12 protein-coding genes are annotated in these 15,168 nt (G+C 61.4%); all 12 read right to left on the bottom strand.

Going from position 1 to position 15,168, the window contains the following annotated elements; all coding sequences use genetic code 11:
- Positions 1-630, bottom strand: a complete 630-nt coding sequence (locus H8711_RS06560; RefSeq protein ID WP_249282672.1) for a hypothetical protein — start codon at positions 628-630, stop codon at positions 1-3.
- Between the two features lie 13 nt (positions 631-643).
- Entirely contained in the window at positions 644-2,002 is a 1,359-nt protein-coding gene (locus tag H8711_RS06555) for an ABC transporter permease (protein WP_249282671.1), read from the bottom strand.
- Positions 1,999-3,516, bottom strand: coding sequence for an efflux RND transporter periplasmic adaptor subunit (locus H8711_RS06550; protein WP_249282670.1), 1,518 nt, complete (start codon positions 3,514-3,516; stop codon positions 1,999-2,001). Before H8711_RS06550 ends, H8711_RS06555 begins: the two co-directional genes overlap by 4 nt.
- 486 nt (positions 3,517-4,002) lie before the next feature.
- On the bottom strand, positions 4,003-4,542 hold the full coding sequence (locus tag H8711_RS06545) for a phosphoribosyltransferase family protein (protein WP_249282669.1): 540 nt from the start codon (positions 4,540-4,542) through the stop codon (positions 4,003-4,005).
- A gap of 28 nt (positions 4,543-4,570) precedes the next feature.
- Entirely contained in the window at positions 4,571-4,930 is a 360-nt protein-coding gene (locus H8711_RS06540) for an HIT domain-containing protein (RefSeq protein ID WP_249282668.1), read from the bottom strand.
- Between the two features lie 22 nt (positions 4,931-4,952).
- Entirely contained in the window at positions 4,953-7,607 is a 2,655-nt protein-coding gene (gene alaS, locus H8711_RS06535; RefSeq protein WP_249282667.1) for an alanine--tRNA ligase, read from the bottom strand.
- Positions 7,608-8,003: 396 nt separating this feature from the next.
- Positions 8,004-9,563: a Na+/H+ antiporter NhaC family protein gene (locus H8711_RS06530; protein WP_249282666.1), complete on the bottom strand. Its 1,560-nt coding sequence runs from the start codon at positions 9,561-9,563 to the stop codon at positions 8,004-8,006.
- A gap of 314 nt (positions 9,564-9,877) precedes the next feature.
- The gene (gene cls, locus H8711_RS06525; protein ID WP_249282665.1) at positions 9,878-11,383 is read right to left on the bottom strand and encodes a cardiolipin synthase; all 1,506 of its coding nucleotides are present in this window, start codon (positions 11,381-11,383) and stop codon (positions 9,878-9,880) included.
- Positions 11,384-11,500: 117 nt separating this feature from the next.
- On the bottom strand, positions 11,501-12,433 hold the full coding sequence (locus H8711_RS06520; protein WP_249282664.1) for an alpha/beta fold hydrolase: 933 nt from the start codon (positions 12,431-12,433) through the stop codon (positions 11,501-11,503).
- 13 nt (positions 12,434-12,446) lie between these two features.
- Positions 12,447-12,899 (bottom strand): adenine nucleotide alpha hydrolase family protein, encoded by a 453-nt coding sequence (locus H8711_RS06515; protein ID WP_249282663.1) that lies wholly within the window; start codon positions 12,897-12,899, stop codon positions 12,447-12,449.
- Positions 12,900-13,017: 118 nt separating this feature from the next.
- Positions 13,018-14,193 carry a hypothetical protein gene (locus H8711_RS06510; protein ID WP_249282662.1) on the bottom strand — a complete coding sequence of 392 codons (1,176 nt, stop codon included), beginning with the start codon at positions 14,191-14,193 and terminating at the stop codon, positions 13,018-13,020.
- 116 nt (positions 14,194-14,309) lie between these two features.
- Positions 14,310-15,158 (bottom strand): 16S rRNA (adenine(1518)-N(6)/adenine(1519)-N(6))-dimethyltransferase RsmA, encoded by an 849-nt coding sequence (rsmA, locus tag H8711_RS06505; protein WP_249282661.1) that lies wholly within the window; start codon positions 15,156-15,158, stop codon positions 14,310-14,312.
- Between the last annotated feature and the right edge of the window lie 10 nt (positions 15,159-15,168).

Raw genomic sequence — 15,168 nt, 5'->3', positions numbered from 1 at the left:
TTATGTGGAAAGTATTTCTGCTGCGATCACCACCGGTTCGCCGTCGCTGTCCGGTATGGTGGATACGCTGATGACGTAATCGATCTGGATCTGGGAAAAGTCCACCTTGAGGGTGCCGTAATAGATCGGCGTGCCCACCGGGATGCGGATCTCCAGCTCCTCGCCGGTTTCGGTGAAGCGCTGGGCGGCCTGGCCTCCCCCGGCCTCGCCGGCTTCCCCACCGGCAAAGTCTGGCATATCTGCGGGCAGATCACCCGCCGGTGCGCCATCGGTAGGCATTTCGCCTCCCCCGTTGAAGTCCCCTTGGCCACCGGACCCGCCCGCTTGGCCGGAACCGGAGCCGCCGCTCCGCTGGCCGCGCTGACCGCGGGAGGATTCCCCCGCTCCGCGGCCGTTGTCCTCCTCTTTGTCGTCCCCCCCGTTGTACGCGCCGCCCTGACCCACCGCGCCATAAGTGCCCAGCGCCAGGGTGAAATCGTTGCCGCTCACGTAGGAAACCCGGCCGTACACCGTCTCGGCGTTTTCCGGCAGGGAGCTCGCCGAGGACGAGGAGGAGGACGCCCCAAACCGGGCGCACCCGCCCAGCACAAGCGCCAACGAGACCGCCACAGGCAACCATCGTTTTTTCATGCTGCAATCCCCCTTACTCTTGGTTGAGCGCCTCGATCGGCACCAATTTGGACGCCTTGAGCGCCGGATAAAAGCCGAACAGGGTGCCGGTGAGCACCGCGAACAGCAGCGCGAGAATCGCCGAAGCCGTGGTGGGCAGTACAGTCATGAAGTTGCCGACCACCGGCATCAGGCCAAAGCCCAAGGCCACGCCCACCACGCCGCCGAACACGCCGATGCAGGCCGCCTCCAGCAGGAACTCCAACAGGATATCGCCCTTGGAGCTGCCCAGCGCCTTGAGGATGCCGATCTCGCGGGTGCGCTCCTTGACGGTGACGAACAACACGTTCATAATGCCGATGCCGCCCACCACGAACACGATGCTGGCCACCGCGATGAGCAGCATCGACAGGGTGTCCGCGCTCTCGCTGGCGGCTTCCATCTTGCTGCCCGCGTCGGTGATGGTGAAGCTCGCGCCCGGATAGGTGGTGGTGAGCACCGTCTCGATATTCTCCTTGATGGTGGGCACGTCGTTCACATCGGCCGCCACCGCCGTGATCTGCGGATTGGCGCTGGTGCCAAAGATGTACTTGAGGCTGGTGCGGTAGGGCAGATAGACCGCCTCGTCCGGGCTGATACCGCTCATCATCGAGCCCATCTCGGAGAGCACGCCGATGACCGTGTAGCTGCGGCCGTCCACGTTGATGACGCTGTCGTAGGCCTCCGCCACGTTGTCGAACAGATCGCTCGCAACCTGGTAGCCCAGCACGCAGACCTTGTTCTTATTCTCGTTATCCTCATCGGTGAAGAACTCGCCGAGCATCACGCTGAGGTTGGACACCTCCTGATAGTTGGGCAGCACCCCTGCCACAGTGGTGGAGACCGCTTCGTCCAGATCGCCGCCGAGCACGTCGTATTTGCCGTTTACTGACAAGCTGATTGAGGAGAGCCCCGGCACAAACAGTTCCAGCTCGTCGATATCGTCCTCGTCAAAGGTGACGTTCAGGGTGGATTCCAAGCCGGGCATCCCGCCGGGGAAGCCGCCCATCATCATGCCGCCACCCATGCCGCCGGGGAAACCGCCGCCGGAAAAGCCACCGCCGCCGCTCATGCGCATCCCGCCGCCTCCGCCGCCCATACCGGGAGGACCGCCGAAACCGCCGCCCATGCCGCCGAAGCCGCTGTTGGAGGAGTTGTTGGAAACCACCTCGATCGCACCGGCGCTCAGGTTTTTGAACTGGTCGGCCACATCCTGCTGGCCGCCCTTACCGATCGCAATGACCATCACGATGGTGGCCGCGCCCACAATCACGCCGAGTGAGGTGAGCAGGACCTTGAATTTATTTTCCAGGATATTGATCCAAACCAGGCGCAGAATTTCTGAAAAGATCATCTGCTGACCACCTGGCTTTCGATCAGCACGACTTCGCCTTCCTCCAGGCCGCTGGTCACTTCCACATTGCGCCCATCCGAAAAGCCGGTGGTGATTTCGCGCTCCTCAATTGTGCCGTCGTCGTGCTTCACCTTGACCGTCTGTACCCCGTTGTTGTTGGTGATGGCGCGGTTGGTCACCATCAGCACATCCTTGAGTTGGTTGGTGATGAAGGTGACGGTGCCGGTCATGCCCTCGAAGAACTTGTCGCTCGGGCTATCAAAGCGCGAATCGACCGTATAGCTCACGGTGGAACCGCCTGACCGCGAGGGCTGCACCGACATGCTGTCCAGCGTACCGGTGAACACATCGTCGGGGAAGGCGTCCAGGGTGATCGACGCCTCCTGGCCGAGTTCCAGGGTGGTGATATCCTCCTGCACGATCGAAACCGAGATGTACGCCTCGGCCGGGTTGGAGATGATGGCGATGGGGTTGTTGCTGCTCAGCTCATCCCCCGCGGAGTAGCCCAGCGTCATGATGGTGCCCGAGATGGGCGAGGTGATCACGCCGTTGTTGGCCAGGTATTCGCTGAACTGCTCCACATCGTTCTGCGCGCTCTCCACCTTGAGCTCAGCGCTCGACAGGCTGTTTTCGATCTGTGAGAGCTCCACTTCATAGAGGGTCTTGGCGTTCTCGCTGGTAAAGGTGTCGGCATCGAGCTGGTTCTTGGCCTGCGCCTGCTTGGTCTCCAGCTCGAGCTGAGCCTTTTCCAGTGCGGTTTCGGCCACATCCAGGTCGTCGTTGAGGCCCTCCAGCACGTTTTTAATCGCCGTCTCGCTCATCTCGTCGAGCTGTTCGTCGGTGTACTTGGTGGGGTTCTCGTGCTTACTGCTGTATTCGCCGCCGCCCGCGCCGTAACAGTAGGATTTGATGTATTTGATCTGTTTGTTGAGGTCGAGCACCTCGTTTTCATACTGAGTGATGCTGTTTTCCAGCGATTTCAGGGTGTTCTCGTAGGTCTGCTCGGCACTCTCAGCCAGAATTTTGTTGGTCTCATAGTTGGATTCGGCGTCCAGCTTTTTGAGGGTCTGGTCGAGCTGCGCCTGGGTCAGGCTGGCCTGCGCCTGCTTCAAGCTGAGCTGAGCGTTGTCCAGCTGCTCCTGCAAATCGGTGGTGGAGATGAGGATCAACGGGTCGCCCGCCTCCACCTTCTGGCCGGACTTGACATAGACCTCCTGCACGCTCACCGAAAGCCCGAGATCGTCCATCTTGGAGTTGCTGATCTCATATTTCACCGTTTCATAGTCGATTGAGACAGTCCCGGTTTCGCTGATGCCCGCCGTGATATCGCCGCGGGTGACGCGGCTTTCCTTATAGGTGGAGATGGTGCTCTGTGTCTCCCTTGGGAACAGGAATACAACGACACAGGCGATCACCAGCACCAGCGCGATGATGCCGAATACGATTCCACGTTTGCGCCTGCGCTTGGGCTGCAGCACCTCATTTGCGGCCGGTTGGGTAGTCATAGAATCCATAAAAGGGGACCTCCTTCATCGAAATGGGTCAAAATAAAACCGCTGCTAAAAAAGAGCGGTTATCGGTGAGGAAATTCCGCGCCGGGGGCAGCAACCCTGCCCGGCCGATACGGGTTTCATTCCATCTTGTATTTCCCCGAGAAATCGGGGGGGAACCGCACGTGCAGCACAAAAACGTGCGGTTCCCCTGGAAGACGGATGGCGGTGAACATCCGCTTCCGGGGCGGAGAGAGTGCCGCCCTGCCGGCCTAGAGGGAGACCGACACCGAAAAAGAGGAGTAAAACGGAGAAAAAAGCATTTCGTGGTTCTTTGTGAACCACTGACCATAATTTACCGCCGCAATGTGTTGAAAACGTGATGCCTGCGCCAGAATAGTATGAAACTTTTGAAAAGTAAGGATGAACGGCTCAAATTCGGCGAAAAAAGCAAAAAAGCGGCCCGGGGGAATTCCCCCGGGCCGCGCTTTGGCTGGTTGGTTCTATCGGCTAGTGCGGAAAAACCGGCAGCTTCGCCAGATAGATGATATCGGTGCGGTCGGCCGCCTCGCCCTCGGCGAGCACGGCTGCCTTGGCCGCAATGATCCCCTCGGCCTTCTCGACAAACTCCTCGAGCGCCTTGAGGGACATACCGGTGCTGATGACGTCGTCCACGATCAGCACCTTCTTGCCCTTGAGGATCTCCAGATCCTTTTTATCGAGGTAGAGGGTCTGGGTGTTGGCGGTGGTAATCGACTTGACGCTGACGCAGACCGGATCGGTCATATATGCCTTTTTGCCCTTGCGCACCGGGATATACAGCTTGCCCGACTGGCGCGCCATCTCGTAGGCCAGGGGGATGCTCTTTGCCTCGGCGGTGAGGATCACATCGAACTCCGGGGAGCGCTTTAAAATCTCCTCGGCGCATTTCACCGTCATTTCGACATCCCCAAACATGATAAACGCTGCAATGTCAAGGTGTTCACCGACCGGGCAGAGCTTGAGGTCGCGTTCCAGCCCGGCCACCTGCAATTTGTAATATTCAGCCATCTGTTTGGCCCCTCTTTCTTCTATAGAATCAATCCTTCGGGTCGTTCTGGGGGAAGGGAGGCCAGCCCATGGCCACGCCGCCCAGCACGTGGAAGTGCAGGTGGCCCACCGTCTGGCCGCCGTCGGCCCCGCAGTTGTTCACCACGCGGTACCCGTTTTTGAGCCCCAGCTCGGCCGCGAGCTTTGCCACCACCTCGAACACATGCGCGACCACCGCGCTGTTTTCCCCGGTGAGCGCGTCGGCGCTGGGGATGTGCTGCTTGGGGATCACCAGGAAGTGCACCGGCGCCTGGGGATCGATATCGTAAAACGCCAGCACCTGGTCGTCCTCGTACAGCTTTTTGGAGGGGATTTCCCCGGCCGCAATTTTGCAGAACAAGCAATCCACTGTTGACCGCCTCCTTTTCTTTTTAGCCCTTTTTCACCATCTGCTCGATCAGCGAGGGCACCTGCGCGAACGCCTCGTCGATCTGGAACAGCTCGGCCGCGCCGCCCTGGGCGCTGTCCGGCCGGCCGCCGCCCTTGCCGCCGACCATCTCGCAGATCGCCTTGACCAGCTTGCCCGCGTGCATTCCCTTTTCGATGGTATTCTTTCCGCAGGCCGCAAAAATAGACGCCTTGCCGTCGAAGATGGTGGAGATCACCCCGATCATCTCCGGCGCTTCAGCCTTGATTCTATCGCACATCGCGCGCACCGCCTCCGGCTTGGTGCCGGTGAACGACGCACAGATGTATTTGACGCCGCAGACCTCCTTTGCCTGTCCGAACAGCTCGTTGGAGCGGATCTCCGCGATCTTGGCATTGATCGTCTCCAACTCGTGGGTGCGCTCCTTGAGCTCCGCCATCACCTGCGCGGATTTGGCCGCGATCTCGGACGGGCTACCCGCCTTGAGGTTCTCGGCCGTCTTGACCATCAGGTCGTGCTGTTCACCCATCAGGGCCAGCACGTTGAGGCCGGTGGCCGCCTCGATGCGGCGCACGCCCGCCGCCACCGACGACTCGGAGATAATCTTGAACAGGCCGATCCGGCTGGTGTTCGCGACATGAGTGCCGCCGCACAGCTCGATGCTCTCGCCGGACACGTTGACCACCCGCACCACATCGCCGTACTTCTCGCCGAACAGGGCCATCGCGCCCAACGCCTTGGCCTCGGCAATCGGCATCTCCTTGATGCACACGTCGTAGGCGCTCATAATCATCTTGTTGACAATCGCCTCCACCCGGAGCAGCTCCGCAGCCGTCATGGCCGAGAAGTGGGTGAAGTCGAAGCGCACGCGGTGCTCGTCCACGCTCTGGCCCGCCTGCTTCACGTGGTTGCCCAGCACATCGATCAGCGCCTTTTGCAGCAGGTGCGCCGCGGTGTGATTGCGCATGATGGCGCGGCGGCGCTCGCTGTCGATCTCCGCGCGCACCTTGGCGCCGCTGGTGAACATGCCGTTGACCATCTCGCCGTTGTGCAGGAACAGGCCGGTCTGGGTCTTTTTGGTCTCATAGACGTGGAACACCGCATCGCCCAGCGTGAGGATACCGGTATCGCCGATCTGGCCGCCGCTCTCCGCATAGAAGGGGGTTTCGTCCAGCACCACAGTGCCCTTGTCGCCCGCATGCAGGCTGTCGGTCATCTCTCCGTCCTTGACCAGGGCGATGATGTTGCCCTCGTCGGCATACTTCGAGTAGCCGGTGAACTCCACATGGCGGTCCTTGAGATCCGCAAAGATGTCGTCAGCCCAGCTGATGACGTTGCCCGCCAGGCGCGCCTCCCTCGCGCGGGTGCGCTGGTCGTTCATCAGGCGCATGAATTCGTCCTCGTCCACCTCAATGCCCTTCTCCGCGATGATCTCCTTGGTGAGATCGATCGGGAAGCCGAAGGTGTCGTACAGCTTGAACGCATCCTCGCCCGACAGACGGCGGCCGCTGTTGATCTCGTTGGCCGAGAGTTTGTCCATCAGGCCGGTGAGCAGCTCGATGCCCATATCGATCGTCTTGGCGAACCGCTCCTCCTCGACCTGCACCACCTTCTGGATATAATCCAGCTTTTCGGTGAGCTCTGGGTAAGCGGTGGCGTTCTCCCCCGCGACCGTCTCGCACACCTTGTACAGGAACGGCTCGTTGATACCCAGCAGGCGGCCGTGGCGCGCGGCGCGGCGCAGCAGCCTGCGCAGCACGTAGCCGCGGCCCTCGTTGGAGGGGATGACCCCGTCCGCGATCATAAACGTGGTGCTGCGGATGTGGTCGGTGATGACGCGCAGCGACACGTCGGTCTTGTAGTCCTTGCCGTATTCCACACCCGCAATCTCGCGGATGTGCTTCATGATGTTCTGCACGGTGTCCACTTCAAACAGGTTGCCGACGTTCTGCATCACGCACGCCAGGCGCTCCAAGCCCATGCCGGTGTCGATGTTGGGGTGGGCCAGGCGCTCATAGTGGCCGTTGCCGTCGCCATCGAACTGCGAGAACACCAAGTTCCAGATCTCCATGTAGCGGTCGCAATCGCAGCCCACCTTGCAGTCGGGCTTGCCGCAGCCGTATTCCGGGCCGCGGTCCCAGTAGATCTCCGAGCAGGGGCCGCAGGGGCCCGAGCCGATCTCCCAGAAGTTGTCGTCCTTGCCCATGCGCACGATCTTTTCCGGCGGGATACCCACGTTTTTGGTCCAGATCTCGAACGCCTCGTCGTCCTCCTCGTAGATCGACACCCACAGCCGGTCCTCGGGCATCTCCATCACCGTGGTGAGGAACTCCCACGCCCAGGCGGTCGCCTCCACTTTAAAGTAGTCGCCGAACGAGAAGTTGCCCAGCATCTCGAAGAAGGTGCCGTGGCGGGCGGTCTTGCCCACGTTCTCGATATCCGGCGTGCGGATGCACTTCTGGCAGGTGGTCACGCGGGTGTTCGGCGGCACCGCCTGGCCCAGAAAGAATTTTTTCATCGGCGCCATGCCCGAGTTGATGAGCAACAGGCTGTTGTCGTCAATCGGGATCAGCGGGAAGCTGGGCAGCCTCGTGTGCCCCTTGCTCTCAAAAAACGCGAGGAATTTCTCGCGGATTTCGTTGAGTCCCATCCATCTCATAATAATCCTACTCTCCTCTTTGTATAATTTACTGATATTACGCCGCAGCGTTTATGGTAAAACAGAAAAGACCCCCATCCGCAAGGGACGAAGGTCTTGTGACTCCGTGGTACCACCCAAATTGCACATCGCTGTGCCACTTTGACCCGTTAACGCCGGGAAAACGCCGCGTGCTGCGCGGTGCTCCAAGATGGCTGCCAGATGCGGGCAACGAGGGCCTTTCAGCGGTGCAGCCCTCTCTCTGTGGGTGCTCATGCGCCCCGGCTCGTCTTATCTTCGCATATTTCGCTATCCACTTGATTTTACGGCAACCGCTGCTTCTTGTCAAGGGGTAGGGGCATCAAAAACCCCCCGTCCGCAGGGACGAGGGGCAAGATTTTCACCTTAAGCCGCAGCTCAGGCCTCCGCCGCTTTCACCTTTTTGAGGGAAAACTTGTGCAGAACCACCAGCACAACCAGCAGCAGGACAACCGAAGTACCCAGAGTGACGCCGATGTTCGCCGCAGTAGGCAGGCCCTTGGTCAGGCCAGCCACAATGTAACCCACGAAGCAGCAGGCAGCCACCGTGATGGCGTAGGGCATCTGTGTGGACACATGCTGGATATGGTCGCACCCCGCGCCCGTGGAGGAGAGGATGGTGGTATCGGAGATGGGCGAGCAGTGGTCGCCGAACACCGAACCGGCCAGCGTCGCGGAGAGCGCAACCACCAGCAGCTCGGGCGCAATGCCCTCGCACACAGGGACAATGATCGGGATGAGGATACCGAAGGTGCCCCAGGCGGTGCCCATCGCAAAGGACAGGAACGCGGCGATCGCAAAGATCAGCGCCGGGATGAGGAACGCGGGCATCGCGCTGCCCTCCACAATGCCTTTGACATATTCGCCGGTGGACAGCAGGTCGCGGCAGACGCCGGAGATGGTCCACGCGAGGATCAGGATGATATCGGCCGGAACCATGGATTTGGCGCCCTCGGTGATGCCGCCCATGAACTCACGGAAGCCGACCAGCTTGCGGGGTACGAACAGGACGAACGCCACAACCAGCGCCGCAAAGCCGCCCACGACCAGCGCTGGGGACGCCTCGCAGTTGCCGAACGCCGCGGCGATGTTGCCCGCGATGGCCGGATCGTCGCCCCAGAAGCCGCCGTTGTGCAGCATGGCGAGGATCGAGAAGATGATGAGCGCGCCGATGGGGATGAGCATATCGAACACGCGGCCCTTCTCAGACGCCTTGTAGTGCTCCTGCACCTCGGCATCCACCGCGCCCAGGTTGCCGGCCTGCGCCTTGATCTCGGCACGCTCCATCGGGCCGAAGTCGAGGTCGACCACGCACAGCGCGACCACCATGACGATAGAAAGCAGCGCGTACAGGTTGTACGGGATAGTGGACACAAACGCCGCCAGGTCGCTTTCAAACGCGCCGGTGGCGGCCAGGTTGGAGCCGACCGCAGCCGCCCAGCTTGAGATGGGGGCGATGATGCAGATGGGCGCCGCCGTGGCGTCGATGATGTAAGCCAGCTTGGCGCGCGAGATGTTGTGTTTATCGGTGACCGGCTTCATGACGGTGCCCACGGTGAGGCAGTTGAAATAGTCGTCGATGAAGATCAGCGCGCCCAGCGCAGAGGTCGCCAGCAGCGAGGAGCGCTTGGTTTTCAGCTTGGAGCTGGCCCAGCGGCCGTAAGCGCGCGAGCCGCCCGCCATGGTGACCACCGCCACCAAGGCACCCAGCAGCGCCAGGAACAGGATGATATTGAAATCGAAACGGTTGGCCATCAACTGGAAGGTGGTTTCCACCGTTCCCACAATGGGGTTGAGCCCCGTGTTCAGCGCATAGATGAGTGTGCCCGAAAGGATGCCGATCATCAGGGATGAGATGACCTCCTTGGTGATCAGCGCCAGGCTGATGGCGATGATCGGCGGCAACAGGGATAAAAAGCCGACTTGAATTGCTTCCATGAGAAATAGACCTCTCCTTCTTGTTGTATTTGTCCCCGACAGCGCCGCAACCAGCGGCGCAGAAGGCCGAAGCCTGTCCGCGGGCAAAGGATAACTGGTATCATAATAGCATAATTTGCGGGGTGGTACAAGAAGAAATTTCATAAATATTTCACATTTTATCTATTTCATCACAGATCGCACATTTCTACGGAAAATTTCGTCGTTCTGACGGGGAAGTAAATGTTCCCTGCAAAAAAAGTAAAAAAACCGAGCTCCCCTCGTTAAAAAGGAAGCCCGGTTGCAGGAAGCGCCTCCCACCCGGCGCAGAAATATCACATCAGCGGCGCAAACGCCCGCAGCAGCGCCCGCAGCAGCAGCCGGTGGCGGGAAATCTCCCGCGCCTTCTCCGGCAAAATCTCCTCCGAAACCGCCAGCACCGCCTCCACATCCCGCCGCACCCGCTGCGCCATCGAAGAGCGGTAGAACAGCACCCCGCACTCGAAGTGCAGGTAGAAACTGCGGTAGTCCAGGTTCGCGGTGCCCACCATGCACACCTCATCGTCGCAAACCAGCATCTTGGCGTGGATGAAACCGGGCGTGTACTCGTAGATGCGCACCCCGGCCGCCGTCAGCTGCGCGTAGTTGGCCTGTGTCACCATGTGCACAAACCACTTATCCGCCACATGCGGGGTGACGATGCGCACATCCACCCCGCTCTGGGCCGCCACCGAGAGCGCTGTGATCATCTCGTTGTCCAGGATGAGATAAGGGGTGGTGATATACACATAGCGCCGCGCACAGTTGACCATCTGCATATAGACGTTCTCCGACAGGTTGCACCCGTCCAGCGGCGCGTCCCCAAACGGCTGCACAAAGCCGTCCATCCCGGCGGCCGGTGCAGCCTCCGCCCGGTAATGGGCGGGGTCGAGCCGCACGCCGCTTGCAAACTCCCACAGGGAGAGAAACATCCGCGTCAGGCTCGCCACAGCCTCCCCCCGGATCAGCACCGCCGTATCCTTCCAATGGCCGTGCTTGGGGTAGGCGTTGATGTATTCGTCCGCCAGGTTGATCCCGCCGCAGTAGCCCACCCTGCCGTCGATCACCGTGATCTTGCGGTGGTCGCGGTAGTTCATCACGCTGGAAAGCCGCGGCCGACAGGGGTTGAACACCGCCGCCTCGATGCCCATTTCAGCAAGCTGCCGGCTGTAGCCCGCGGGCAGGGTCCGGATCGAACCGAGGTCGTCGTACATCAGCTTGACCTCCACCCCCTCCGCCGCCTTGCGGCGCAGCACCTCCAGCACCGCGTCCCACATGCGGCCCGGCTGGATGATGAAATACTCCATCAGGATGAACCGCTCGGCCTTCGCCAGCTCGTCCAGCAGCGAGGCCCATTGGTCCTCACCCAGCGGGAAGTACTCAGCCGCCCCGCCGTGGTAGAGCGGAAAGCCCGAGACGCGGGCCACATAGGCCGCCTGGCGGGCGAGCAGCGGGCTCTCCCCTGCCAGTTCGTCTATCGCGGGGCTCCCCTCCGGCTTTATTTGGGGGCGAGGCCGCAGCCTGCGGTTGAGACAGCGGTTGCCAAACATCAGATAAAACAGGCCGCCGAACACCGGGAACAGCGCGATGGGGATGCACCAGGCCAACTTGTAGGAGGGGTTATCGGGCTTGCTGAGAATCCACAGCACCGCTGCAATGCTCGCCGCCTGCAACACCCAGTAGAGGTAGGTCCACATCCCGCTCAGCCCGGCGATGATCGCGACCACCAGCGCAAGCTGCAGCGCGATCAGCGCCGCGATGGCGCTCACCCGCCCGATCAGCAGTTTTCTCGCCTTTTTCACGCCGATCCCGCCCTTTCTTCTCCTACCAGTTTACCACGACAGGGCGGCGATTATGAATCAGGCCGGATAAAAGGAACGGGAAGCACCGCGCGAACGGCCCTTCCCGATGAAATGGTTTTATACAATTTTACGCTGTAGCCAGTCGTAAACATCCCGGTACACTTCGGCGCGGTTGGTCTCATTGAGCATCTCGTGCCGCCCGCCTTTGTAAAGCTTCAGGGTCGCGTCGAACACCCCCGCCTGTTTCACCATCGCGTAGACCTTTTTCACCCCTTCGCCGTATCCGCCTACCGGGTCCTCCGTGCCGGAAAACAACAGGATGGGCAGGTCGCGCGGCAGCTTTGCGGCCCAATCCGGGCGGTTGCAGCGCTGCCTGAGCACAGCCAAATCGCGGAACGCCGCGTTGGTGAACAGGAACATGCAGTAGGGGTCGGCCCGGTAGGCATCCACCACTGCGCGGTCGCGGCTGAGCCAGTCCTTGTCGGTGCGGCCCTCGAACCGCTCGTTGTAATGCGCAAACGCCATGCGGTCGAGCATCCGGCCGGGCGCGCGCGGGCCCTTGAGCCGGCACATCAGCTCGGCCAGGGCCACCGATGCATTGACGCCGGGTTCCGGGCCGGCCGTACCGCTGATGATCGCGCCGTCGTAGTCCGCGCCGTATTCGGCCAGCACACACCGCGCGATCATCGAGCCCATCGAATGGCCCAATATAAAGTATGACACGCCGGGATAGCGCTCCTTCATCAGCAGGGTCAATGCGTGCACATCTTCGACGAGGGCCTCGTCCCCCTTCTGTCCGGCAAAAAAGCCGAGCTGGGACGGCTCGGCCACCGAATAGCGGTGGCCGATGTGGTCGTTGCCGCAGGCCATAATCCCCTTGGCACACAAAAACTCGGCGAACTCGCGGTAGCGGTCGATATATTCACACATCCCGTGCGAGATTTGCACAATCGCCCGGATATCGGTATCCACCGGGAGAAACAGCTTGGCGGACACCATGCTGGACCCGTTGGCGCTGGGGTAACGGAGGGTCTCTGTGTTGTATCCCATGGCGCGCCTCCTTCTATTCTACCTTGGCCGCCACCGGCTCAGTGCGGCCGGGAAGCACCTCGCCATCCAGGGTGACGGTGAAAAAGCTGGTGTTCTCAAAGCGTTTCCACAGGTTGGGCAGGATGGAATTCTGTCCCTCGCGCATACCGGTGACCACATTGACAGCCTTGTTCTCACGGATAAAATCGGTGATGCGTGCGAGCGGATCGGTGGAATATTGAATGGACATCACCGCATTGTTCTGCTTGGATACCCCGAACAGGTATTCCAGTGCGTCGGTGTCCTTATTGATGCGTTGGGGGTTCATCACGCTGATGACAGTGAGGTTGGTTTTGGAGATATCCGCGATCACACGGCCGGCCTTGATCAGACGCTCGCAGCGCCGCTGGTCGGTGACGCACACCACGGTGGAATTCAGGATGATCTCCTGGGTGGGATTACTGTAGCTGGTTTCAGCCAGATTCATAAAGGCATACCCCTTCGATTTATTGCAGCGGGGCAGTCATCTCCCGCTTAAGTTTAGTATACAATACAAATGTAAATAAACTATGAGCGGGGATGGAAGAATTTTGGTCGGGAACCGTCTACTTTTTGCGGGCCGCGAATGCCAATAAGATCAGGGCCGCGACGATGTAAACACCGCCCGCCACGGCCTTTTTGGTCTGCGCTGTGCCGGCGACCGGCTCCAGCTCGATCGCTCCGCCCGGCGCTGTGCTGGATGCGGAGCGCTCGGCAGCGGAAACCTTTTCCTGCACGGACGGCTCGGAACTGGCGGACGAGGAGGATTTCGGCGCGGATTTGGACGCGGACGGAGGCGGCGACGAGCGCGAGGAGGATGCAGCCTTGGAGGAGGACGCGCTCCGCTCCTCAGACGGTTCGTCCTCTTCCGCAGAGCCGCCCGGGCGCTGCACGTCCGGGTCTGAGCCGCCGCCTGTGCTGGAACCCGAGGAGCTGCTCTCATCGGGCAGGGCGGAAAAGCTGCCCTTCTGCACGCTATCCCCCTCGAAGCGGGCCTGCGCAAAGCGGAGGCTGCCCGGCGTCAGGTTGCCCTGCGTGCCGCCGCCCTCCAGCGAAAACGACCGCACCTCCCGCAGGTCCAGCCGCAAAAAGCGCGTGCCGGACGGGACGGCGCAGCGGTAGGTCTCGTAATAATAGGCGTAATCCCCGCCTTCGAGCAGCGCGCTGCGCAGCCCGGCCGCAGGGCAGGAAACCTGCGAAAAGCTCTTGCCGTCGGACGAAGCGTAGACCGATAACCCGTAAGGATACGCCCGCGAAGGCGCGCCTGCGGGCTCGACAAACGCATAGCGGTAGTCGGCCGTGCAGCGCAGCTCCCTCCAACCCGCGTCCGGGGTGCTGAGATAGAGTGCCCGGCCGTCCTCCGAGATGAGCGGCTTGAGCGCGGAGCTCCGGTCGGAATCGGAAAACAGGCCCAGCTCGTAGCGGTCCGCACGCCGCAGCGCCAGCGTGGAAAAGGCGCTATACAAAGCGACCTCCACCGTCTGCGTGCCCGAAACCGCGTAGAGGGCGCTCGCAGTCCCGCCCGCCCCGGAAAGCGGCATGGCGCTGGCGTCGGGCGCGCCCGGCCAGCCCATCTCCGCACCGACCGTGAGCGATGGGGACCCCAAATTTTGATAGCTGTGCCAGTCGTCGCCCCGCGCGTCCGCAAAGTCGTCGATGAGCACCGCGGCATAAGCCTTCACCGGGCAGAGCAGCACTACGCCGCAAAGCACGGCACAAAGATGTGCAGCAATCGATTTCATATCCAGTCGTTCTCCCTGATGTCGGTTTTTTTGATTGTTTTCGCCGAATTTCTACATGAATTGTACCATGACATTCGGAATCTCACAACCAAAAACCGATGAAAAACGACAAAAAACTACAGTTCGCGCGTCAGGGCGGCAAATTGCTCCAGGGTGAGCTGTTCGGGGCGGGCGGCGGCGGGCAGGCCCGCTCGCTCCAGCGCGGCGGCCACTTCGCCCTTGGGCCGCCCCAGCGCGGACGAAATCGAGTTGGCGGCCGTCTTGCGCCGCTGGGAAAATGCGCCCCGGATGACGCGGAACAGCGCCGCTTCATCCTCCACCTCGACTGGCGGCTCCGGGCGGATATCCAGCCGGATGACGGTGGAATCGACGTCGGGCGCGGGCAGGAAACTGCCGCGCGACACCTGAAACAGCACCTGCGGCTCGCTGTAGTACCGCACCGCCAGGCTGATCGCACCGGTCTCGCGCGAGCCCTCCGGGGCGCAGATGCGCTGGGCCGCCTCCTTCTGCACCATCACCGTCACTGCGGAGATGGGCAGGCGGGATTCCAGCAAGCCCATCAGGATGGGGGATGTGATGTAGTACGGGAGGTTGGCGCACACCACCACCTCCATGCCCGCGAACGCCCGGGCGATCAGCGCGGCGAGGTCCACCTTGAGCACGTCCTCGTTGATGATCTCGATGTTGGTAAAGCCGTCCAGCGTCTCATCCAAAATGGGAAGCAACCGGCTGTCCAGCTCGATCACCACCACCTTGTCCGCGCGGCGGGCCAGCTCCTGGGTGAGCACGCCGATGCCCGCGCCGATCTCGATGACCCCCACGCCGTGGCGCGCGCCGCCCAGTTCCGCAATGCGCGGGCAGACGGTGGGGTTGACGATGAAGTTCTGCCCCAGCGCCTTGGAAAAGGTGAAACCGTGCCGGGTGAGCAGCTCCCGGATGGTGCCGATGTTGGAAAGGTTCTGCATAAGGGTCCTC

Source organism: Ligaoa zhengdingensis (assembly GCF_014384885.1).
Lineage (GTDB): Bacteria > Bacillota > Clostridia > Oscillospirales > Ruminococcaceae > Ligaoa > Ligaoa zhengdingensis.
The sequence above is the reverse complement of the archived record's forward strand: the minus strand, read 5'-3'. Positions and strand labels throughout refer to the sequence as shown.

What these genes read in the sequence shown, in the direction of transcription:
- H8711_RS06560 (WP_249282672.1), bottom strand. Translation starts at nt 630, where the DNA reads ATGAAAAAACGATGGTTGCCTGTGGCGGTCTCGTTGGCGCTTGTGCTG.
- H8711_RS06555 (WP_249282671.1), bottom strand. Translation starts at nt 2,002, where the DNA reads ATGATCTTTTCAGAAATTCTGCGCCTGGTTTGGATCAATATCCTGGAA.
- H8711_RS06550 (WP_249282670.1), bottom strand. Translation starts at nt 3,516, where the DNA reads ATGGATTCTATGACTACCCAACCGGCCGCAAATGAGGTGCTGCAGCCC.
- H8711_RS06545 (WP_249282669.1), bottom strand. Translation starts at nt 4,542, where the DNA reads ATGGCTGAATATTACAAATTGCAGGTGGCCGGGCTGGAACGCGACCTC.
- alaS (WP_249282667.1), bottom strand. Translation starts at nt 7,607, where the DNA reads ATGAGATGGATGGGACTCAACGAAATCCGCGAGAAATTCCTCGCGTTT.
- H8711_RS06530 (WP_249282666.1), bottom strand. Translation starts at nt 9,563, where the DNA reads ATGGAAGCAATTCAAGTCGGCTTTTTATCCCTGTTGCCGCCGATCATC.
- H8711_RS06520 (WP_249282664.1), bottom strand. Translation starts at nt 12,433, where the DNA reads ATGGGATACAACACAGAGACCCTCCGTTACCCCAGCGCCAACGGGTCC.
- H8711_RS06515 (WP_249282663.1), bottom strand. Translation starts at nt 12,899, where the DNA reads ATGAATCTGGCTGAAACCAGCTACAGTAATCCCACCCAGGAGATCATC.
- H8711_RS06510 (WP_249282662.1), bottom strand. Translation starts at nt 14,193, where the DNA reads ATGAAATCGATTGCTGCACATCTTTGTGCCGTGCTTTGCGGCGTAGTG.
- rsmA (WP_249282661.1), bottom strand. Translation starts at nt 15,158, where the DNA reads ATGCAGAACCTTTCCAACATCGGCACCATCCGGGAGCTGCTCACCCGG.